Origin of the sequence: Enterococcus villorum (assembly GCF_007990225.1) — a bacterium.
Classification (GTDB): domain Bacteria; phylum Bacillota; class Bacilli; order Lactobacillales; family Enterococcaceae; genus Enterococcus_B; species Enterococcus_B villorum.
In genome coordinates this window covers 1-22,726 of the sequence record NZ_BJWF01000015.1, presented here as the reverse complement: position 1 = coordinate 22,726, position 22,726 = coordinate 1, and the positions used below count along the sequence as shown (strand labels likewise).

At 33.5% G+C, this 22,726-nt stretch carries 21 protein-coding genes, 1 tRNA gene and 1 pseudogene; 18 read left to right on the top strand and 5 right to left on the bottom strand.

Annotated features, from left to right (window positions below; genetic code table 11):
- Nucleotides 1-19: 19 nt before the first annotated feature.
- The 11 genes from EVI01_RS07150 (at nucleotide 20) to EVI01_RS14060 (ending at nucleotide 11,601) form a co-directional block, all read left to right on the top strand.
- Nucleotides 20-307: a hypothetical protein gene (locus tag EVI01_RS07150; protein ID WP_010751215.1), complete on the top strand. Its 288-nt coding sequence runs from the start codon at nucleotides 20-22 to the stop codon at nucleotides 305-307.
- Between the two features lie 601 nt (nucleotides 308-908).
- Nucleotides 909-2,447 (top strand): ABC transporter permease/substrate-binding protein, encoded by a 1,539-nt coding sequence (locus EVI01_RS07145; protein ID WP_010751214.1) that lies wholly within the window; start codon nucleotides 909-911, stop codon nucleotides 2,445-2,447.
- Nucleotides 2,444-3,409 (top strand): ABC transporter ATP-binding protein, encoded by a 966-nt coding sequence (locus EVI01_RS07140; RefSeq protein WP_010751213.1) that lies wholly within the window; start codon nucleotides 2,444-2,446, stop codon nucleotides 3,407-3,409. The genes EVI01_RS07145 and EVI01_RS07140 overlap by 4 nt, the downstream gene beginning before the upstream one ends.
- The gene (locus EVI01_RS07135; RefSeq protein ID WP_010751212.1) at nucleotides 3,396-4,718 is read left to right on the top strand and encodes a dihydrolipoyl dehydrogenase family protein; all 1,323 of its coding nucleotides are present in this window, start codon (nucleotides 3,396-3,398) and stop codon (nucleotides 4,716-4,718) included. Before EVI01_RS07140 ends, EVI01_RS07135 begins: the two co-directional genes overlap by 14 nt.
- A 317-nt stretch (nucleotides 4,719-5,035) precedes the next feature.
- The gene (locus EVI01_RS07130) at nucleotides 5,036-6,520 is read left to right on the top strand and encodes an AcpB/EbpR/MafR family transcriptional regulator (RefSeq protein WP_010751211.1); all 1,485 of its coding nucleotides are present in this window, start codon (nucleotides 5,036-5,038) and stop codon (nucleotides 6,518-6,520) included.
- Nucleotides 6,521-6,962: 442 nt separating this feature from the next.
- A complete protein-coding gene (locus tag EVI01_RS07125; protein WP_010751210.1) occupies nucleotides 6,963-8,435 on the top strand; it encodes an AcpB/EbpR/MafR family transcriptional regulator in 1,473 nt (490 codons plus the stop codon).
- A 268-nt stretch (nucleotides 8,436-8,703) separates the two neighbouring features.
- On the top strand, nucleotides 8,704-9,027 hold the full coding sequence (locus EVI01_RS07120) for an LPXTG cell wall anchor domain-containing protein (RefSeq protein WP_174270063.1): 324 nt from the start codon (nucleotides 8,704-8,706) through the stop codon (nucleotides 9,025-9,027).
- Nucleotides 9,028-9,085: 58 nt separating this feature from the next.
- Nucleotides 9,086-9,688 (top strand): hypothetical protein, encoded by a 603-nt coding sequence (locus tag EVI01_RS07115; RefSeq protein ID WP_010751208.1) that lies wholly within the window; start codon nucleotides 9,086-9,088, stop codon nucleotides 9,686-9,688.
- A 330-nt stretch (nucleotides 9,689-10,018) separates the two neighbouring features.
- Entirely contained in the window at nucleotides 10,019-10,525 is a 507-nt protein-coding gene (locus tag EVI01_RS07110; protein ID WP_010751207.1) for a hypothetical protein, read from the top strand.
- Between the two features lie 247 nt (nucleotides 10,526-10,772).
- Nucleotides 10,773-11,294 (top strand): plasmid recombination protein, encoded by a 522-nt coding sequence (locus EVI01_RS14065; RefSeq protein ID WP_010751206.1) that lies wholly within the window; start codon nucleotides 10,773-10,775, stop codon nucleotides 11,292-11,294.
- Nucleotides 11,281-11,601 (top strand): hypothetical protein, encoded by a 321-nt coding sequence (locus tag EVI01_RS14060; protein ID WP_244150156.1) that lies wholly within the window; start codon nucleotides 11,281-11,283, stop codon nucleotides 11,599-11,601. Before EVI01_RS14065 ends, EVI01_RS14060 begins: the two co-directional genes overlap by 14 nt.
- Nucleotides 11,602-11,732: 131 nt before the next feature.
- Here EVI01_RS14060 and apf read toward each other — a convergent pair.
- The 3 genes and pseudogenes from apf to EVI01_RS07090 form a co-directional block, all read right to left on the bottom strand.
- A pseudogene (gene apf / locus EVI01_RS07100) lies at nucleotides 11,733-12,350 on the bottom strand (aggregation-promoting factor).
- A 363-nt stretch (nucleotides 12,351-12,713) separates the two neighbouring features.
- Nucleotides 12,714-12,923, bottom strand: coding sequence for a DUF378 domain-containing protein (locus EVI01_RS07095; protein ID WP_010751203.1), 210 nt, complete (start codon nucleotides 12,921-12,923; stop codon nucleotides 12,714-12,716).
- A 493-nt stretch (nucleotides 12,924-13,416) separates the two neighbouring features.
- A tRNA-Leu gene (locus EVI01_RS07090) sits at nucleotides 13,417-13,499 on the bottom strand.
- A gap of 70 nt (nucleotides 13,500-13,569) precedes the next feature.
- Here EVI01_RS07090 and EVI01_RS13660 point away from each other — a divergent pair.
- The 4 genes from EVI01_RS13660 (at nucleotide 13,570) to nagA (ending at nucleotide 17,621) form a co-directional block, all read left to right on the top strand.
- Nucleotides 13,570-13,731 carry a hypothetical protein gene (locus EVI01_RS13660; RefSeq protein WP_010751202.1) on the top strand — a complete coding sequence of 54 codons (162 nt, stop codon included), beginning with the start codon at nucleotides 13,570-13,572 and terminating at the stop codon, nucleotides 13,729-13,731.
- A gap of 150 nt (nucleotides 13,732-13,881) precedes the next feature.
- Nucleotides 13,882-15,099, top strand: a complete 1,218-nt coding sequence (locus EVI01_RS07085; RefSeq protein ID WP_025480655.1) for a pyridoxal phosphate-dependent aminotransferase — start codon at nucleotides 13,882-13,884, stop codon at nucleotides 15,097-15,099.
- 462 nt (nucleotides 15,100-15,561) lie between these two features.
- Nucleotides 15,562-16,398 carry a helix-turn-helix domain-containing protein gene (locus tag EVI01_RS07080; RefSeq protein WP_010751200.1) on the top strand — a complete coding sequence of 279 codons (837 nt, stop codon included), beginning with the start codon at nucleotides 15,562-15,564 and terminating at the stop codon, nucleotides 16,396-16,398.
- A gap of 74 nt (nucleotides 16,399-16,472) precedes the next feature.
- On the top strand, nucleotides 16,473-17,621 hold the full coding sequence (gene nagA, locus EVI01_RS07075; RefSeq protein ID WP_010751199.1) for an N-acetylglucosamine-6-phosphate deacetylase: 1,149 nt from the start codon (nucleotides 16,473-16,475) through the stop codon (nucleotides 17,619-17,621).
- 89 nt (nucleotides 17,622-17,710) lie between these two features.
- Here nagA and EVI01_RS07070 read toward each other — a convergent pair whose 3' ends face one another.
- A complete protein-coding gene (locus EVI01_RS07070; RefSeq protein ID WP_025480654.1) occupies nucleotides 17,711-18,490 on the bottom strand; it encodes a MerR family transcriptional regulator in 780 nt (259 codons plus the stop codon).
- Nucleotides 18,491-18,872: 382 nt separating this feature from the next.
- Between EVI01_RS07070 and EVI01_RS07065 the strand changes: the two genes are divergently transcribed.
- The gene (locus EVI01_RS07065) at nucleotides 18,873-19,397 is read left to right on the top strand and encodes an NfeD family membrane protein (protein ID WP_010751197.1); all 525 of its coding nucleotides are present in this window, start codon (nucleotides 18,873-18,875) and stop codon (nucleotides 19,395-19,397) included.
- Between the two features lie 13 nt (nucleotides 19,398-19,410).
- Nucleotides 19,411-20,898, top strand: coding sequence for a flotillin lipid rafts scaffold protein FloT (floT, locus tag EVI01_RS07060; protein WP_010751196.1), 1,488 nt, complete (start codon nucleotides 19,411-19,413; stop codon nucleotides 20,896-20,898).
- A gap of 81 nt (nucleotides 20,899-20,979) precedes the next feature.
- Here the strand turns inward: floT and EVI01_RS07055 are convergent, their stop codons facing one another.
- A complete protein-coding gene (locus EVI01_RS07055; RefSeq protein WP_010751195.1) occupies nucleotides 20,980-21,570 on the bottom strand; it encodes an FUSC family protein in 591 nt (196 codons plus the stop codon).
- A gap of 111 nt (nucleotides 21,571-21,681) precedes the next feature.
- Here EVI01_RS07055 and EVI01_RS07050 point away from each other — a divergent pair, with 111 nt between their 5' ends.
- On the top strand, nucleotides 21,682-22,635 hold the full coding sequence (locus tag EVI01_RS07050; protein WP_010751194.1) for an aromatic acid exporter family protein: 954 nt from the start codon (nucleotides 21,682-21,684) through the stop codon (nucleotides 22,633-22,635).
- The last annotated feature ends 91 nt before the right edge of the window (nucleotides 22,636-22,726 follow it).

Below are 22,726 nucleotides of genomic sequence, written 5' to 3'. Positions count from 1 at the left end.
CATTACAAAGGAGCCCACGATGCGTGCAGCAGATTTATTAACTCTGATAACCAATTCGCCAACGAAAAGAGAGTACAAAGGAATCTATTTAAACAAAGAGGAGCAGATTGTACCACTAACGAGTATTCGAACAAACCAGATGAATCAATGTGTCCTTACTTTTGAAGAAAGAAAGTCCGTTCTTTCGCTAAACGAACTATTACTGTTTTTAATGAAAAATCGTGAGAAAGACATTGTTTATCAAAAAGATCATCAAACTTATCCATTATATGGACTGAAAGAGGACTCTGGAAAACTAATTATTTAAATTAGTTTTAAACAAATCTTGTGAGAATTTCAATCTAAAAACAGAAAAAAGAGGAAAAAAAGAGAAAAATACAACGTTTATGAGTTTAAAATGATCAATTATTACTTTTTTAATACAAAGTAGGAAATTGCAGTATAATAACTAATGAACAAGCCAGCAGAAAAAATATCTCCCCCACGAGGTTTCAACTTTGCTGGCTGTTTTATTTTTATAAAATGTGAAAAGTCACCTTTTGAGTGGAATATTTTTCAAAAAGTTAGACTTTTATGGAGTGGAGAAATCCACTCCTTTTTTCGTACACTAAGATTGAATTAGTAGTCTTCAAAAAGTAGATTTTCACGCTAACATCAGTAAACATTAGTAAAGTCATGTATTTATGTAGATATAAAAAGTTGTTTTGCTCCAATTAAAATTGGAGTAGTCATCAAAAAAAACTAATAGTTACCAAGTGTTTTGGTGTTCTCATTAACATGCTAGGATTAGGGGTATTTATTGATCATTTAACAATAAGGGAAGCATCGTAGGTTTTCTTTTGAGACAACTTATTTGGGAATTATTTAGACTATGTTTATACTTAAATTAACGTGGAAAGGAAGGGACTATGAATAATTTTATCCAAACTCTTATTGAAAGAAAGAACGAACTAATCACCGCTACATTTCAGCATTTATCTATCTCATTAATCGCCTTATTGCTTGCGATCATTATTGCGATTCCTCTAGCGATTTGGTCAGTTAACCATAAAAAAATGGCCGAGGTTTTATTACAAATAACCAGTGTGCTTCAGACGATTCCATCACTTGCCTTATTAGGTTTGTTGATTCCATTTGTTGGTATTGGCACAGTACCTGCACTAATTGCTTTAGTTATTTATGCATTGTTACCGATATTTCAAAATACGTATATCGGACTTAGTGAAATTGATCCATCCATTGAAGAAGCTGCTGTAGCGTTTGGCATGTCTAGAATGAGACGTTTGCTCAAAGTAGAATTACCTATCGCGTTACCAGTTATTATCTCCGGTATTCGTACAGCATTAGTATTAATTATTGGTACGGCTACCTTGGCAGCTTTAATTGGCGCCGGTGGGTTAGGAACGTTTATCTTATTAGGAATCGATCGTAATACGCCAGTGTTAACATTGATTGGTGCTATTAGTTCCGCTTTATTAGCGATTATTTTTAGTAGTTTGATCCGTCTTTTACAATATCTAAAACCTAGATACACTGTGATGACATTATTTATTGTTCTTTTAGGAATTGGAGGTACCTCTTTATACCAAAGTGGTGTTTTTAAGGAGGAAAAGATTACAATTGCTGGTAAACTTGGGTCTGAACCAGATATTTTGATTCAAATGTACAAAGCATTAATTGAAAATGAGACAGATGCTAAAGTTGACTTAAAGCCAAATTTTGGCAAGACAAGCTTTCTTTTTAGTGCACTAGAAAACCAACAAATTGATATCTATCCTGAGTTTACTGGAACAGTTTTAGAGAGTTTGGTGAAGGTGCCCGATGCTTTAAAAGGGAAACAATTAGATAAAAAAGAAACATATGAACAAGCAGATTTATTGTTAAGCAAACAGTTTGATATGAAGCTTTTACAACCAATGGCTTATCAAAATACGTACGCTTTGGCAGTGAAAAAATCATTTGCCAAAGAAAATAATTTAAAAACAATTTCTGATCTAGCCATGGTTGAAAATCAAATCAAAGCAGGATTTACTTTAGAGTTTATCGATCGGTCTGACGGTTATAAAGGAATTCAAAAAACTTATCAACTGAATTTTCCAAGTGTTCAAAGTATGGAGCCGAGTTTACGCTATCAGGCGATAAACAATGGCGAGGTAAATGTGGTGGATGCTTATTCAACTGATAGTGAGCTAAAACAATATGACCTAGTAACCTTGGAAGATGACCGAGGTTTATTTCCAGCTTATCAAGGTGCACCATTGATGACCACGACTTTTGCTAACGAACATCAATCGATTGTTAAAGCGTTAAACAAACTTTCAGGCAAGATCACCGAAGAGCAAATGATTGAAATGAACTATCAAGTGAATGTAGAAAAAAAACAACCTGCAGAAGTAGCACAGACATTCTTAAAAAAAGAAGGCCTACTGAAGGAGGAAAATAAATGAATCGTTTGATTGAATTTAAGCAAATACAAAAAAAATACGGAGAGAAATATGCAATTAAAGAATTAAGTCTGTCAATTGATGAAGGGGAAATTTTCGTATTAGTTGGTCCTTCTGGTAGTGGAAAAACAACTTCGCTCAAAATGATTAATGGTCTTTCTCAGCCGAGTGTTGGTGAAATATTTTTTAAGGGAAAATCTTTAAAAGAATATAACCTGCAGAAAATGAGATGGCAAATGGGCTATGTGTTACAACAAATAGCACTTTTTCCAACAATGTCAGTGAAACAAAACATTGAAGTCATCCCAGAAATGATTGGTTGGGAAAGAAAAAAAAGAGAGCAGGTAGTTGATCAATTACTTGAGAAAGTAGGACTGGATCCAAAAATTTATCGAAATAGAATGCCTCAAGAATTATCAGGTGGCGAACAACAAAGAATCGGCATACTGCGAGCACTAGCAGCTAGTCCAGAAGTGATTTTAATGGATGAACCTTTCAGTGCATTGGACCCGTTGTCAAGGAGCTCATTGCAAGATCTTGTTTTGTCATTACACCAAGAATTAGGGACAACTATTGTATTTGTTACACATAATATGGATGAAGCAATAAAATTAGGGGATCGAATCGCTGTTATGAAAGATGGTGAACTTATTCAGTGTGACACTCCCGAACAATTACTGGCCTCACCAAAGAACAATTTTGTGCGAAGTTTTTTTGATGAAACGATTCAGCAAAAACAACAAACTGTCAAAGATTTGGTTTTAGCTAAATGCTATTCACAAAACCAGCACCATTCCAATCAGCCATTTGTTTATTTAAGTACACCTTTGAATGAAGTTTATAAATTATTGAGTCAACACGAAATAATAACTATTCAAGAAAATAACGAATGGATAGGTGAAGTGACTAGAAAAGATATCTTGACATATTTAAGCAGAAAGGAAAGGGAAAATGAAAAAATATGATGAAATCGTGATTGGTTCAGGTGTCGCTGGTCTAAGTGCTGCCTATGGATTAAAAGAAGCGGGTAAGCAAGTGTTAGTCATTGAAGAAAATCTTTGGGGGGGCACATGTCCAAATCGTGGATGCGATCCAAAAAAAATCTTATTAAATGGGCTTGAAACAAAAAAACGTGTCGAACAACTGTTAGGGAAAGGATTTTCAAAAGTACCGCTTGTGGATTGGCAAGCACTACAAGCCTTTAAACGAACATTCACAGACCCAGTTTCAAAAAATCGTCAAGCTGAGTTAGCCTCTGCCGATATTGATTATTTATCAGGAAAAGCTCACTTTATTAATGAACATACCATAGTTGTGGGTGAAGAAACCATTACAGCTACTCACTTCGTCCTTGCCACAGGACAAAGGCCGGCCATTTTACCCATTGAAGGCAATCAATATTTGCAAACAAGTACTGATTTTTTATCATTAACTGAGTTACCTGAGGAAATTATTTTTATTGGCGCTGGCTATGTTGCGTTTGAATTAGCAATGATTGCTCATGCTGCTGGCAGTAAAGTAACCATCGTCCACCATAATCAGCGTCCATTAAAAGCGTTTGAAGAGAAGTTAGTGAAGCAATTGGTGGAGCAAATGGAAAGAGCAGGGATTCAATTTGTTTTTGACTTTGATTCTCAACGTATTGTCAAAGTAGACGATCGTTATCAATTACAATCCCAAATCAAAGAATTACAAGCGGATGCTATATTTTGTGCAACTGGACGTCAACCTAATATTGAGCGTTTAAACCTTGAAGCAGCAAATGTAGAAGTAAATAAACAGGGGATAGTAGTAAATGAATATTTGCAAACAACAAATCCTATTATTTTTGCATGTGGAGACATTGTAGCACGAACAGAACCTAAATTAACACCAGTCGCAACGTTTGAAGGAAATTACATTGCTGATTATTTAACTAAAAATTCTGCTGAAAAAATCAGTTATCCGAATATCCCTACGATTGTCTTTACTAGTCCCAAACTAGCTCAAGTAGGAATAATAAAAAATCAACTTACTGAAAAGCATCAATTGGAAGAAATCGATATGACTAGCTGGTTTACCTATCGACGAGAAAACGAGCCAATTGCCAGAGCACAATTGATTTATGACACAAAGGGATATTTAGTCGGTGCCAGTGTATTAAGTGAACACGCAGATGACTTAATCAATACGTTAAACTTATTAATCAACCAAAAGATGCGAAAAAAAGACCTTACACAAATGATCATGGGTTATCCGACGTTGGCTAGTGATTTATCTTATCTGTTGAAATAAAAAAGATAAATATAGTTTAAAACAAAATAGAATATGTTTTTTGACTAAATGACTAGAAAAATTATATATTTTTTTACTAAATCTAAAAAGCAAACACTTAAATTTGAGGACAAGAATGAATTGAATCAAGTTTAAGTGTTTTTTTATCGTTTTTCCCAATATACGTAATCGAAAAATATAAAATTAGAAAAAACTACCATTTTTTTAATAATATTTTAATGTAGTGGTAGACATACTCATTTTATTACATTAAAATGAATATAGTAGGATGTTCTCCTCAACAAAGCATAAAAAAATGAATTGATTAGGAGGGAGATATGAAACATTTACTAAACAAACAAAGTTCGAGGCAGTTGGCATTATTAGAGTTATTATGGAAAAACGATTGGCTGACTATTTCAGAAATTGTGAAAGAAATTGGTGGTGTTGAAAAAACTATTCGCACGGATATCAAACAACTAAATGAGATGATTGAGCCACTAAAAATAGAAACTTCATTTAAATATGGTGTTTTTTTAAATAAAGATTTGAGAATTTCTAAATCCTATATCTATTCCATTTTCTTGCAAAAGAGCATTGAATGTAAAATGCTTGAAGCTATATTCATAGATCCTATGATTACTAAAGGAGAGTTGTGTGACCAGTTATTTATTTCTGAAACACAATTAAATCGATTACATACCAAATTGAATATTCTAATGAAGAAATACGAGATTCAAATTACGAATGACTTAAAATTGATTGGGAATGAGAAAAACATACGTAAATTTTTCTCAAGTTTATTTTATGAGATGTACCTTTCGCTTGATTTTCTTTTAAAAAAAGAAGAGTTTCAGTTGATAGATATCGTGTTAAATCGTTTCTATAAGAAAAATAAAGACAAGATGGTTGCTGATGATCAACATTACTTATTATTAAATAAAATGCGTATAAAAATATGGGTAGCCGTTTATCGATGTAAATTTGGGGATTGCTCAAACGAAAAGCTGCCCCCCTTTGATTATTCAATGATTACAAATGACAACAAGTTAAAAGAGCAATGGCAACAAGTATTTGGAATCGAATTGACCGAACAAGTTTTATTTAATCTGTTCGATTATTTTCATGCGCCATTCAAATTAAATGAAGATTTGACACAGATAGGAACGAGTCAATTGCTTTTAAAAGAGAAGTTTGAAAAACTTCTCTTAGAAGTGAGTCAGGAATTAATGATTAATTGCTGTAATCAAGAAGCGTTGATACAGGCTATTTTATGTAGTGGCATTCGTGCCATTGGTCCTACATTTATTTTAAATAATGTAGAAGAAGATTTTGTGTTAGAACTGATGAAAGATCGACAAGATATTGTATTAATCGTAAAAGAAAAACTTCATATCATCTACGAAGAGCTATTATTACCTCTTGCCGATAAAAACAATATGCTCTATCAATCAATCTATACGTTGATGTCACAATGGCCTGAATTTCGAGCAGAGATACGTAAACCGATGATTAAAATAAAAGCAGCCTTACTATTAGACATACCAGCGGGGCATCTGAAAATGTTGAAAGAAGAAATTGAGTATCATTTTAGGAATACATATGAAGTAGATATCTTACCACCTTTAGAACAAAATCTATCAAAACAATTAACTGCCTATGACTGTATTTTAACTAATTGTTTTGATAACAGTCATATTGAAAATGTAAAAATAATTGGTGTACCAAATTATTTTGGGGAAGAATTTGTCAAAAAACTACATTCTTTTTTGATAAATAAAAAAGAAGAATTAAATGGTTTTCGAAAAAATATTTTCATATGATTGATCGCTAACAGAAAGTACATATAAAGAATAAAGTGAAAAAATGTGCGACAATGGATAAAAACTTACCAATAGATGGGTAAAAGTCAGTGTCTAGATGCATGCTTTGTTTTTATAGAATTCGTAAATAACTGTAGTTAAATAGAATGAACGTCAAATGAATTTTAATTTTTTATCTCTTTAATAACTGTATATATGTACTCTAGAAAAGGGCTGAAGATGCCAAGGTGTATCTTATGTCCTTTTTTTTATTTTTTTATGGTGTAGATTACAAGCTAGTAAATGTTATAAAATAAGGGGAATTTGTTGGAAAATAAAAGTGGAAAGTTATGTAATATATTTTACCATGTGCTCGGTATATTAAGGTTATTCTTATAGAAATGAATATGCTAAAAATAAAACAAGCAGTATATATTTATTTAAGAGGAGAGTTAGAGAAGAGATGAGAGAAATATTAGACGGACGTTTAAAACGACAATTGAATATTTTGGAAATCCTTTGGGAATCAGAATGGATTACAACAGCTGAACTAGCAGAAAAAATTGATAGCTCAGAAAAAACGATTCGGAATGATTTTTCTCAAGTAAATGAAATGATCGCCCCTTTATCAATCGAGACTTCTTTTCGAGCAGGAATTATTTTAAAAAAAGATCTAGCAACCCCAAAATCATTTATCTATTCCAAGATACTAGAAAAAAGTTTGGAATACACTTTACTAGAAACAATATTTTTAGGGAAAGCTCGTTCAAAGGAAGAACTTAGTGACATGCTCTATATTTCAGAAACTCAAGTATCTAGAGTGATCAATCGAATTAACCAAGAAGTACGTTTTTTTGATTTTCAAATCACTAATCATATTGAAATCATAGGAAATGAAGGGAATATCAGAGATTTTTTTGCCATTTATTTTTCTGAAAAATATCATTTACCCGAAAAATTAATTCAAAAAGAAGAGATAAATTTAATATCAGATATCATTGAAATATTTATAAAAGAAAATACAGTTTGGGCGATTGTGAATAATGATAATCACTTATTCCTAGGTAATATCAAGTTTCAATTATTTGTCTGTTTAACACGATTAAAACAAGGTTATAAGATGGAGCCAAATGAAATAACTTTTTCTTTTACACACTTAGTGAACGAAAAAACAATGATAGAAAAAATACATAATATATTTGAGATAAAAGACGTAAATGAAGAAACACTTCAACAATTATTTTATGAATTTTATCAGCCCATAAATCCAACGATGCGATTTAGCTCTGAAGGTATTGAAATCGATTCAGTCTCCATAAAGAAGCAAATTGGTCAGGTGATTACCTTACTAGAAAAGCAATTCAATTTACTATGTGAGAACCGTGATAAGTTAATCCATGATATTTATTGGACAACAATGAGTACTGTACGTCCTACTTATATTCTATATGATAAAAAAAAGGATTTTTTTGACAATACATTACGAATAAGTCCTGATTTAGTTACTGCCTTAAGAGATGAATTTTTTGATATTTATTTTTCACTTGGCAATCCTTTTTTTTCATATCTAGATGAAATGATTCATCAATCAATTTTTAAACTCTTGACTTCTTGGTCTGAATTATGGGTTCAAGTAAGAAAGAGTAAAACGAGTATCAATGTGGCACTTTTATTAGATAGCTCCTACGATCATATGCGTATGCTCAAGGAGGAGATCCAGTTTTATTTTAGACAAAATATAAAAATTGAAATCATAAATCCTTCTACCCGCATTCAAAAATCCTATTTACAAAAGTTCGATTGTCTTTTAACGGACGTTTATTCCCCTGATTATTTTGGTATTCCAACTATTGGCATGTCCAGTTATCTTGATGAAGATGTTATTGATAAATTGGTTGAATATTATCATCTTAAAATAGATGCTAATTTGACTTGAATGTTATCAGTTGCTATAAAACCTAGAATAGTTAGTGAAATAGCAAAAAAACCTTGAATTTATTATCAGTAATAATTATTTCTTTATGTTATACACTTTATTTTTTAATCTTAAGTTGCAATTTTTTACAAAAAAATAATTACTGAACCAAAGTATATTTACCAATCTAGCGGTAAAACTTGGTTTTCAATCCAACTTATATTTGAGGATAATATTGTATGTGGAGGTTGCGTCGTTAAAGTAGGAGGTGAAGGGAAAGATAAAAAAAATGAGGTATTATCTGATAGGCGTTTTAATGCTTTGCTTTTTCATTACAAAAGACTGTCATGCGCAAACCACAGCCAAACAAGATATTCGAGTCGAAGCAACAATAGGACCATGGAATGCCAGCTCAAACAATAACGGGAATGACGCAGGAAAAAAAGAAAAACCAACTATAACGATTCCACCATCTGATGCAGGTTCTTCAGCGAAACTTCCACAAACTGGCGAACAAATGAGAATGTATACATTATTGCTCGGCTGGATGCTATCCCTTTTCTCATTGGTTATGTTGATCAATGTCAATCGTGAGAAAGAATATGTGATTTAAATTTTATTTTTTATGAAAATAATTGTAAATTGTTTTCAGTGAGGAGAGAGAAACAAGAATGAAGAAGTTAACAAATATTCTACTATTATCATCTATTGTATTAGGTGGCATAAGTATCGGGGCAAGTAGTGTAAGTGCAAATGACTTGGGATGGGTACCTGGACAGCAAGACCCAGAACCAGGACAAACGATTAAAGGCGAAGAAAATGCTGAGGTTGCTGTTAATGGTTGGGTCGGAGAATGGACTCCTGTAGATCCTGATGACAAAACGTACATTGATATTACAGTTCCTCTAACAGTTCGTTATGCAAACGCAATGTCTGAAGATGGAAAAACTCTTCCAGATATCTTGTCGCCCCTTTATACCATGACGAATAATTCTAATGCGCGCAGAGTGATGGTAGAAGTAGCGAAATTTGTCGAAAATGGTGAATCTGGGGTGAAACAAAACTTGTATTTTACGCCATTAAATGAAGCTGGCGTGCGCTTACAAAGTGCTTCGGGACAATTTCTGAATACGCCTACTTACTTAACAACTCTCGGAAAATCTAAAAGTAAAGCTTTGAAATTTGAAGGAAATATTGCTGAAGGATTCAAAGTGGAGGAAGTAGTAAAACCATCTTATGCGATGTCTCTTAATTTTACAGCTTTGAAAGACTAAAACAAGTTTATATCATTTTATTTGTATCATATATTATTTTTGGAAGTGCCAGTATCATGATGGAACTTTCGCACATAGAACTATAAAAAATAGACGTTACTGTCTTTTTAGTAGAAAAAATGAAATAACTTGGAAATAGTTTTAAATTTTATACGCAATATCTTATATTTCTGGAGGTTGTGGATAGTGACAAAAAGACTATGAATGAAAGCTGGTTTGGATCAGGCTAATGAGACGAGCTTCTTTTATTCTTCAAAATTAAAAGATTTTTACTTAGTAGAGATGAAGCGATTTGTTTTTTGATTTAATCAGAAAGGGAGATTTTTTTAAATGGCACATAAAATGAACAAAAGAAAAAAAAGCACATATATCATTATCGTTGCATCCCTCTTATTTTTGTTATTAGGGATTGGCGGATACTTCTATTTTAATCAATCTCCCCCACAAGTCGTTGCTGGAGTCCCTGACGTGGATGAAAACATCTCTAAATTAAACAATGATGAACTATTGAAAAAGATGCAAGATGAAGTGGACAAAGACAATATTCGTATTGTATTGAAACATGAAGTTGAACTTGATGAAGATGGAAAAGCCAATGTGGACATACGCAATGTTGGTGCTAACGCATATAACATCCAAGTGGAATACTATTTAGCTTCTAATCAAAAAAAATTGTACGCTTCTGGATTGATTCCGCCCAATAATGGCATATCATCCGTTACTTTTGAGAATATGCCTTCATCAGGAACACATAATTTAAAAATATATTATAAAATATATGATAAAAAAGAACTGATTAATACTACAACAATTGATGGGACACTTAAAATCAGTTGATCCAAAAGGTGTATTTAGAAAAATAGTTATAAATACAAAAAACAGAGTAAAATAGAGTATTTCACCATTTTCTGTTTATGCCATCTACTAGAGGGATCCTTTGAGAGGGGGTCCTTTTTTTGCTCTTTAAAAGATAAATTTACCTAGGAAGTGGAATTTATCGGTTTGTTTTTTTCGCATATCTTTAATAAAATTTAAATAAAGAAACATTCAAACTTAAAAATAATGATAAATTTGGTTAGGAGGGATGGATATCAAGCCGATTATATTAAAAAAAACAAATTATCGCTTTTATGAACTTGAAAAAGCCCAAAAACATAATCAAAGAGAAAATGTTGAAACAAATATAATATATCCTAATAAAACAGCCTTAAATTATGACGTGTTAAACAAAAAAATGATTAATTACAAAAATGCCATTAGACGATGTTTAACACATTTATCTTCAACAAAAACCATTCATTCAAATTGGATCGTGTTGATCGAATGGCAAATTATATTTGAAGAAACTTCGCTAGATAAATTATCTGCTAGAGAAACAAAGTTATTCTTTTTACAAGTTGTGCAAACTTTTCAAAAACTTTATGGGATATCAAATGTCGTTTATGCCCATGTTCATTTTGATGAAGAAAAACCACATTTACATATTGGCCTCATACCAATGAAAGAAGGCAGACTCAATTCCACACATATTATTGCTAAGTATAAAACGAGCGAGTTAGAGACAGAACTATTAACAATAGTTGACAAACGTATTGAAAAAAAGTAAAACTTCTGGATACAGCAAAAATATTTCCCACCTAAATCATACTCAAACATCAGATGAACCATACTTAGAATATAAAGAACTATACAATAAACTGATTAATCAATCCATCTTACCATCGGAGATAAAAATAACAGAAACGGGTCGCATACCCTCACACCATTATTCAAGTGGAACGAAAGAAGAAAAAACCATTGAAGAATTAAATAAGGAAAATGATTATCTGGAATCGTTGGTAAAAAAATTGAAATCTGAAAATAACCATTTAGTAAACGTATTAAAAGAAGCAGAAAAAATATTCAAAAGTTAGAAAAACAATTAGCTATAAATGATGAACAAAGTAAAAAACAGTTTGAAAAAATTGAACTTGAAAATAAGAAATGCATAAAAAATTGACAGAGACGTCATCATCTCTGCCAATTTTTATTTATTTTACTACTATTAGTACCAACCGTTTGTTTCCCAGAAAGCTTTCGCTGCTTCCCATGAACCATAACGAGAAGTTACGTATTGTTCAGCAACTTTTTCTTGATTCGCTGCTGAATAGTCACCATTTAAGTAAGAAGAATCTAATTGGTAACGTCCGATGTAACGACCATTTGTTGCTGTGTAAGAACCACTTGATTCTTTTTATGCAATCCATTCTTTCGCTGAATTTGTGCTTGTAGTAGTGGTTGAAGCTGTTTGAGTCGTTTGTTGTGTTGTTTCTGTTTGAGTTGCTGCAGGAGTTGCTTTAGTAGCTGTATTTTGTTCTACAGGTTGAGCCACAGGTTGTGTTTGTACTTGTGTATGTTGTACTGGTTGCACTGCAACAGATTGGCTACCTGTAGGAATAGTTAGTTGTTGACCTGAATAGATCAGGTTAATATTTGATAGTGAATTTTTTTCTGCAATTGTTTGGACTAAAGAGTTATCGCCCACGTATTTTTGAGAGATTGTTGATAGTGTATCACCTGATTGGACAGTATAAGCTTCGTCCGCATGTGCAGATGTTCCCATAAAGAATAAAGCGCCGGCAGTCAAAGTTGTTCCAAGTAATAATGTTTTAAGTGATTTCATGTAAAATCTTCTTCATAAGTTAAAAATAGATTTGTTGTGACCAACGAGGAGTACTTTACCACGATAAAATATTTCATAGGTGATAGCTTTGTGACAAATCTACGTTTTTTGTAATAAAAGAAGTAATACATGTAATCGTAAAGGCTTTCTTTGCTGATAAATCAATCATAATGAGTAAAAAAAATATATTATGCAAGTTATTAAGAAAAGTTTAAACACAGTGTTTTTCGTGTATTGCTTTAAAAATAAGAGCGTGAATACCTATAGGAACAAAGAAAAAAGCCATAAAACTTCAAAGTAAGTTTCATGGCCGTGTGAGATTGCGCTACCTTTTTATCAGGAAGCGACAATTTTATTAAAAAACTATCGTTCAACTCGATTTGTAATTAGTGGAAAGAATTTCAAACAATAAATAGCACAAATTCCTACAATGATATAAATGGCTTTAGCTAGCATTGTGGTAGAACCACCTGCAATTGTAGCGACTAAATCAAATTCCAATAAACCAACTAACAACCAATTTAATCCACCAACGATCAACAATGTTAAAGCAATTATGTCTAATGTTTTCATTGTTATTACTCCTCTCCTTATTTGACATATTCTAATTATAAACCAATTTTTAATTTAGAGCTAAAATCCTGCTTAATACTCTTAAATAAAAGTGTTTATTGTTTTTTTGTGTTATATATAATATATATTAATTAGAAAAAAATAAATATTGTTAAATTGATAGATCTATTTTCTAATTATTTTTTCTTCATTTTTTCTTCGTTGTTTATTCTACTGAAAGAATGTTAGAAAAGAACATGAACATTTAGCGTAAAAGGAAAATAAGAAGTATTGGCACGAATGTATCTAAGGGATGTTTTTAATTGTTGATGACGAGAAGTTTTCAATGGAGCAAATGACAATCAAAATAGAAGAGGTCGTTATTAAGGAAGAAATAAAGCATAGCTGTTTGTATTGTTTATAATAGAAAGAGTAAGACGGAAAGAGAGAATTTTTATCAAAAGAGGAAAAATAAAAAAACGTAGAGTAATACTACTCCACGAACAATAAAAAATGCAGACGATGGGATTTGAACCCACACGAGCATACGCTCACAAGACCCTCAATCTTGCATGTCTGCCGTTCCATCACGTCTGCATATAGAATAACAACAAACTAATGATAGCGAGTATTTTTAAAGATGTCAAGATGAAAAGGAAGAGAAGCATTGAGAAAATACGATGGTGAATTTTCAGTATTAGGAATGTTAGTGGGTATAATCGTAGGATTGCTTAATAAGAATTTATTATTTGGAATTTTTATTGGCGCTATTTGTGGGATTGCAATGGATTGGGGTGCTAATTTATGGGAGATATATCGACGAAAATAAACAGGTGAACGGGGAGTAAAATGGAGGGGCATGCTTTTTAAAAATGTTGGCAAAATTTAGATAGATAGAGTATGATATTGGAATAAATAAGTAAAAAATAAAAAAATCAGAAATTTCTAATTTTTTTGAAATGAGGGATTGGATAACATGATGAGAGAATATGAAAAATCCAATAAATTAGAAGGCGTAAGTTATGATGTCCGAGGGCCTGTTTTAGAAGAAGCAGAACGTATGCAAGAAGAAGGAATCAGTATTTTAAAGTTAAATACTGGAAACCCTGCACCTTTCGGATTTGAAGCGCCCAATGAAGTTATACGTGATTTAATTATGAATGCTCGTGATTCCGAAGGGTATTCCGATTCTAAAGGGATCTTTTCAGCACGTAAAGCCATTGAACAGTATTGCCAACTTAAAAAGTTCCCGAATGTGACGATCAATGATATTTATACCGGTAATGGTGTGAGTGAGCTTATTACCATGTGTATGCAAGGGTTACTTGATAATGGTGACGAAGTGTTGGTTCCAATGCCAGATTATCCTTTATGGACTGCTTCCGTATCGTTAGCAGGGGGAAAACCGGTTCATTATATTTGTGATGAACAAGCAGAATGGTACCCAGATATTGACGACATCAAATCAAAAGTGACGAGTCGGACGAAAGCGATTGTCATTATTAATCCTAACAATCCTACTGGTGCATTGTATCCAAAAGAAATTTTGGAACAAATCGTTGAGATTGCACGTCAGCACCAATTGATTATCTATTCAGATGAAATTTATGATCGTTTGGTGATGGATGGCTTAGAACACATACCGATTGCCACACTGGCGCCAGATTTGTTCGTAGTGACTTTAAATGGACTATCCAAATCTCATCGTGTAGCTGGTTTTCGTGTAGGATGGATGGTGTTAAGTGGGGAAAAATCTCATGTAAAAGGATATATTGAAGGCCTAAACATGCTCTCTTCTATGCGCCTTTGTTCCAATGTTTTATCTCAACAAATCATTCAAACTGCACTAGGAGGATATCAAAGTGTAGACAAACTCCTTTTACCAGGGGGACGTATCTATGAGCAACGAGAATATATTTATCGTGCAATCAATGAAATCCCTGGTCTTTCTGCAGTAAAACCGAAAGCCGCTTTTTATATTTTTCCTAAAATTGATACCAAGCGCTTTAATATTTTAGACGATGAAAAATTTGTTTTAGACTTTCTTCATGAGCATCAAATTTTATTGGTTCACGGTGGCGGATTTAATTGGCACCAACCCGATCATTTTAGAATCGTCTATTTACCAAAGATGGATGATTTAAAAACAACGGCTACCAAGATGCGCGAATTTTTGTCGACTTATCGACAAAATTAGCCTGTCCGTATTTTCCGAAAAAAGATTGTGAAAGTAGCGTGTAGCTCCGAGCGATTATAAATTTATAAAATGATTCCTCATGCTTTATAAATTTAGCGTTTATGGTTGAGGAGTTGCTCCTTGAACGTTGTTTATGCCAAGAGGTCGTGAAAAAGCTGTTCAGCTTCAAACATTAAAGAAAAATTCAATAAAACAACTTTCCATATTTTGTTGAATTTTTCTTTAATGCCGAAGAGTTTAGCTTTTAAACGTTGTTTACACGCATTTAGAGCGTGAGGCGAAAGTATTCTTTACTTTTTGTCTCACACTCTTTTTGGGTTGGAACGGATAGAGGAATGAACATGATTATCAAGAATAAGGAAAACATTGGAGAAGTTCTATAGGACATTTCTTGATGTTTCTTTCTTCGTAAAGTAAAATACTGGTATAATGCGAATACGCATATTTTGAAGGAGGATGCTTATGGAAACGTTGGTCGCTTCCTTTGGTACAATCATAAAAGAGATTCGAAAAGAACAAAAAATGACACAAAAAATGCTTTCGCAAGATATTTGTTCACAAAGTGTTTTAAGCAGAATTGAAAATAATGAGGAATTACCAAATGTTGTAGTAATGGCACAAATCTGCCAACGTTTAGGCGTAACGATCGATCATGTCTTGCGTTTATCCCATGGGAAAATTCGAGCAGTATTGAAACAATTTGAATTAACCGACCTTTATTTTCAGCAACGAGATTATCGCAAATTAGAACAAGTGATAAAATCAACAGAAATTACAGAAAATCTATATGAAGCGACAGATTTTCAAAAATACTATTATTATTTAGGCGTATGCGAATTTACATTACGTAAAAATATTACTCAAGCACTTAGTTATTTGAAAGAAGCACTCTCTTATTCTACTTCAAAAGATCGATCGCAAGTGACGGATATTGAGATCCAATTAATTAGTTGCATTGGAAAAATTTATGGTGTAGCAGGTAAATCAGCAGAAGCCAGATATTATTTAAGTCGGAGCATCCAGTTGTTTCATGAGACGATTCAAGATCGAACCAAAAGCGAGTTTACGCAAATATTCTATAATTATGGCAGTTTTTTGTTGCATCAAGATGAAATTGACCTTTCTTTAGAACAAGTAAATCATGGGATTCGTTGGGCACAGGACAAAAATAGTTATTATTATCTTAATGATTTATTTATTTTAAAAAGTTTGATTTATAAAAAGAAAGGCGAAATCAAGAGGGCGTTATTTTATGAAGAATTAGCCCAATCTGTTAAAAAAATATCTAAAAGTCTATAAATGGTGTAGACCATTCTTGACTTATCTCCAAAATAAGAGTACCTTTAGGGTAGAAAATCAAAGGAGAGAGAAGAATGAGAACTTTTATCTATGCGGACAAATTCTTTTTGTCATCCGGCGTCAAAAATGCAGGTTATCTTGAAATTACTGATGGTCTATTTGGAGAGTATACTCAAAATACACCAGAAGGAGAAATCAATATCATTGACCAGAGTGGAAAATGGATTGCCCCTGGCTTAGTAGATACGCACATTCATGGTTACATGAATCATGATGTGATGGATAATGATGCAGAAGGTGTGAAAGCAATGTCAGAGGGGTTGCTTTCTTGTGGTGTAACCTCGTTTTTACCAACGACTTTAACTTCAAGCAAAGAACATTTAAAAGACGTTGCTGAAACAATTGGAAAAATGTATCAAGAAGCACCTGGAGCAAAAATCAAAGGTATTTATTTTGAAGGACCTTTCTTCACAGAAGAACATAAAGGTGCGCAAAATCCAAGTTACTTTGGTGATCCTGATCTAGCCACTTTTCACGAATGGCAAGAAGCTTCTGGTGGCTTAATCAAAAAAATCGCATTAGCACCAGAACGTCATGGCGTTGAAGAATTTGTCAAACAAGTGACAGATGAAGGCGTTGTTGTTTCTTTAGGTCATAGTAATGCAACAATTGATGAAGCTCAAAAAGCGGTGGAAGCAGGGGCGAGTGTCTTTGTTCACGCTTATAATGGGATGCGTGGCTTAAACCATCGTGAACCTGGGATGGTAGGTGCCTTGCTATCATTAGAGCATGTTTTTTCAGAATTAATTTGTGATGGGCATCATGTTCACCCAAATGCTGCTCAAATCTTAATGGAAAAAGCGGGACATGATCATGTTGCGTTGATCACTGACTGTATGATGGCTGGTGGAATGCCTGATGGAAACTATAACTTAGGAGAATTTCCGGTTGTTGTGAAAGATGGCACTGCGCGTCTAGAAACTGGAAATTTAGCAGGAAGCATTTTGAAATTAAAAGAAGCAATCAAAAATGTTGTAGATTGGGGTTTAGCCACACCTGAACAAGCGATAATGATGGCAAGTTTGGTTCCTGCGATCAGCTGTAAGATTGATGATACTTGTGGGAAAATTGCTAAAGGACGTGACGCTGATTTCATCGTGTTAAATCCTGACATGACGTTAGAAGCTACTTATTTAGACGGAGTAGAACGTTATCATGCTTAAGAAATCTAGCTATTGAAAATAGTTTTATTTAGCCAATATAGCTAAAAGAACCGCAAATAGGATTTCTATTTGTGGTTCTTTTGGCTTTTTTATTTGATTAAAATCTCTAAGCGTGTGACATATTCTTCAGGTTTATTTGTTTCGTGAAAATCAATAAGATAAGATTCATAAAATGGACTGACGGTAGTGAGTTTGTTTTCTTTTGCAAATTGTAAAATTGCTTCGATCCCATCATTTGTTTGCTCATAGTCACCTTTAAAGCTGTAACTAAGGTAAGTACCTGCAGGAAGAATTTCTACATCTTCATTTTTTAACGAAAGATCGGGATGAAAATAAAAAACTTGATACTCATATGGTTTTTTTTCTAAATGAATAACGCTACCAAAAAGGTTTTGGTTATTGGCACTAAGCAAGGTCTCGTACTTTTTATGAAGTTCTTTTAAGGAAAAGTCAATCTCCTCTTCCTGGGTAATCATCGAAGATTTAAGAATCATTCGCTCTGGGTGCTTCATCAGTAGCGGTTTTTTATAGTCGATCTGTTCGGCCTCTTCAATTAATTGTACCCGTTCTTCTAGCTGAGCAATTTTTTTCTTCGAGTCATCAATGCATTGATGAAGCGCTTGTATTTCAAAGTCTAAAAGTTCTTTGGTTTTACCAACATTTTTTTGATGCAAGTATTTGGCAATTTCAGCAATCGAAACATCGAAATAACGCAAGTCGCGAATGGTATTTAGTTGTTCGATGTGCCTGTAGGAATAATTTCGATAACCGTTTTCATCATAATCTGGAACAATTAATCCTAATTTTTCATAATAACGTAACGTATGAGCTGTAATATCATATAGCTTTGCTAATTCATTGATCTTCAAATAATCACTTCCGTAGATAACATATTTATAACAAGTCCATTTTACTATGAAATATCGATGAAATGTGAAATAATTTTCTATTACTCGAAAAATTTTCATCTACTTAACTTTACAACTATTTGACTCTTTATACTCTGAATCGCAAGAAAAGTACAGACATGGACAAATGAAGAAAATAAAATGAGCAAGTTATTGGTAAGAGAAGAAAAATCAGGGAATCCGATATTAGATCACAAAAATTGATTATATCCTCTTGTAAAGGATGATCTATCGTTTCAAAATTGAATTGTTCGGCAAAAAGATTCGTACAGATGATGCTATACAGAACCTTATTCTATTGGTATGATAGACGTAAATAAACGAAGAGAAAGAGGGGATGGAAGTGATTGGGGGTATAGCATTAGAAACGATTTATTGGTATACATTATTGGGGTGTGCTGGGATCGCTGTGTTTTTGGTTCTTTTTGGGGATATTTTTGTTTTTGATGGACCGATTGATCCGATCCTTATTGTTCCATGGCTAACATTTACTAGTTTGTTTGGTTATTTAGGAGAGCATCTAACAGAACTTGATTCTATCTTCCTTTTAATTGTTAGTGGTGCCATTTCGACAGTTCTCGTATTCTTGCTAAATTTTTATGTGCGTGTGCCAATGAAAAATGCCCAAAGCTCGTTATCAGCCTCTGAAAAAACACTTGAAGGACAAATAGCCATTGTAGTAACCCCTATCCCATTACAAGGAATGGGTGAAATACAATTAAAAAGTGTGACTGGTTCGATTACACGACCTGCCTGCTTTTATGCGCCACAGAGTACAACCGCAAAAAGAGGGGAACAAGTATTAATTATAGAAGTAAGAGATAGAGTTTGTTATGTAACGCCTTATGAAGGCATGTTAAAAATATAAAGGAGTGACAAAAATGGAAATACCAGGAGTGTTTATCGCAATTGCACTTGTAGGGTTGATTATCTTGATGTTGTTGATTGTATTTGTAGCGAAATACCAGACAGCAAAACCTGATGAAGCATTGATTATCAGTGGGAGTTATTTAGGAAGTAAGAATGTACACACCGATGAGAGCAACAATAAAATCAAAATCGTACGTGGCGGAGGCGCATTTGTGCTACCAGTTTTCCAGCGATCTAATCGAATCAGTTTGCTTTCAAGTAAATTAGATGTTTCTACCCCAGAAGTCTATACAGAACAAGGGGTACCAGTGATGTGTGACGGAACCTCCATCATAAAAATCGGTTCATCCGTGGAAGAAATTGCAACAGCAGCTGAACAATTTCTTGGAAAAACACGTGAAGAATTAGAAAATGAAGCAAGAGAAGTATTAGAAGGACATCTTCGTTCGATTTTAGGCTCAATGACAGTAGAAGAAATCTATCAAAATAGAGATAAATTTAGCCAGAGTGTGCAAGAAGTTGCTTCCGTTGATTTAGCAAAAATGGGATTGATTATTGTTTCTTTTACGATAAAAGAAGTGCGAGACAAAAATGGTTATCTGGATTCTTTAGGTAAACCAAGAATTGCTCAAGTAAAACGTGATGCAGATATTGCGGAAGCACAAGCTTTGAAAGAAACGCGAATCAAAAAAGCAGAAGCAGAAAAAGACTCACAAGCAGCTGAATTACAACGCCAGACCGAAATTGCAGAAGCATTAAAAGAAAAAGAATTGAAGTTAGCTGCTTATAAACAGGAACAAGACATTGCTAAAGCTAAAGCAGATCAAGCGTATAATTTAGAAAGTGCTCGTGCACAGCAACAGGTAGTGGAGCAGGAAATGCAAGTAAAAGTTGTTGAAAGACAAAAACAAATTGAACTTGAAGAAAAAGAAATCACTCGTCGAGAAAAACAATATGATTCAGAAGTAAAGAAAAAAGCTGATGCAGATCGTTATGCCAAAGAACAAGAAGCACAAGCGCAAAAGGTAAAAGAGGTAACAGAAGCCGAAGCAGAACAGTTCCGTATAGAAGCGTTGGCACAAGCACAAGCAAATAAAACTCGTTTAGCTGGTCAGGCTGAAGCAGAAGCGACCTTAGCAAAAGGGAGTGCAGAAGCTCAAGCAAAAGAAAAAATTGCAGAAGCCTTCAAAGAATATGGTGAAGCAGCAGTATTGAGTATGGTCATCGAAATGTTGCCTCAATTGATGCGTGAAGCTGCTCAACCGCTTGGGAATATTGAAAAAATCTCTGTAGTAGATACTAGTAATGGTGCTAGCGAAACAGGAGGAGCGAACCGTGTGACCAATTATGCGACAAACTTGCTCGCTTCTACCCAAGAAACATTGAAAGAAACGACAGGGTTAGATATAAAAGACATTATTGAAAATCTATCCAATCGAGGAACCACCAAACAAGTAAATTTATATGAAAATGAAAAAACGACCGACCAAGGGGAATAATTTTTTATAAAAATAAAACAAACGAGTGTCTCTTATTACAGTGAGGCACTCGTTTGTTCATTATATGTATCATCTCTCTTTTTATTTCTTTTGTTTTTTGATTTTTTCTTCTACTTCTGCCAAATTTTTTCTGAGTAGTGCTTCTTTTTTTTGCAATTCGACAAGGTCTTCTGCCAACTCTTCTTTTTTTTCAAGTTCAGGTGGGCGTAAAAAGAAATTGATGCCTATAGCAATAAAAGTGCCGATAAAAGTATCTAAGACTCGTTGGATGGCGTACAATGTAGATTCTCCTTGAGGTACACTAAGAGCAATCAATAGTAACGTTGAAACAGCAGAAATGATCCCAGAATTATTGTTGAAGCCATCGGAAATAACAATCACAATGATAACTAAGACAGGTAATAAAAATAGCTCGACCAAAAAATCGTTATGGAAATAATGTTTCACTAAAAAGTAGAGGATGCCAAGAAAACCACCAATCGTATTTCCGATGATTCTTGAGCGTCCGAAAGAAACGGTGGTCGTTAAGTCTTGGCGTAAAGAAAATACTGCAGATAGAGCAGCAATCATTGGTAAACCACGATTAGTTACGTGAAAAAATAAAATACATAAAAAAACTGCTAAAGCGCTCTTTATTGTACGCATTCCTAACCGAAAACGACCAAATTCCATAGCGTACTCCCCTTTTTGTTCTTTTTTATAGGATAACGAATTTTAAAAGAGATTGCTAGTTTTTCGATAAAGGTTTTAGTATAATTCTAAGAAAAAAGAAAGGAGCGGTTTATGCGTATTGGTATGAGGACCGTGAAAACGGTTATTAGCGGTATGTTATCGATGGTAGTGGCGCAAATGTTTTCGCTTTTATTTTGGCCTTCCGCTGGGATTATCGCTTTGTTAAGCGTCGGGAATACGAAGCGTTCCACTTTAACGATTGGTTTATCAAGAATCGCTGCATTTGTATTAGCTACAGTATTAGCTTTTATCAGTTTTTTTATGCTTGGTTATACCATACTTGGATTTGGATTATTTCTTTTGTTATTTATTCCATTGGCTGTTTCTTTTAAATTGACGGATGGAATTGTAGTCAACTCCGTACTGATTACTCATTATCTAAGTGAGAAAAATATGAGCTGGTCTTTCATTGGAAATGAAGCAAGTTTAATGGCGATTGGTGTTGGTTTTGCTTTAGTAGCCAATATTTATATGCCAGACATCAAAAAACAGCTACAAAGAAATCAGCAAGATATTGAAGAACAGTTTCGTCTTATTTTAAAAAACATGGCTGATTTTCTGCTTTCCGGCAAAAGCGTAAATAACCAATTGCTTTGTGAAAAATTATTACTTTTTGTTAGAGAGAATCAATCTGATGCCCGAAAATACCAAGAAAATTATTGGGTAAAGCAAACACAGTATTACGAAACGTATTTTTCGATGAGGCGAACACAAATCAGCGTCATTAAAGATATGCAGAGAAATTTGGAACGGATTCATGATCCTGTTCCTTATGGTGATCATATTTATGGAGTGTTGATCTACACAGCAGAAACTTTTTCAGAAAAAAACGATGGGAGAGAAATATTAAAGCGTATTGAAGAAGTCTATGAACTTTATCGAAAAATGCCATTACCAACCGATCGTTTAGCTTTCGAAGATCGTGCAGAACTTTTTCAATTTCTACAATCATTTAAGAGTTTTATCGAAATCAAAGCAGAATTTTCACAACAAGCAATTCATTAACTATTTTTTATGGGTACTTCCATTCTTTCTTTTAATCACTTTTTTTCTGTAGATAGAAAAAAAGAATCGGCTTTTCCTTGTTGCTATGGAA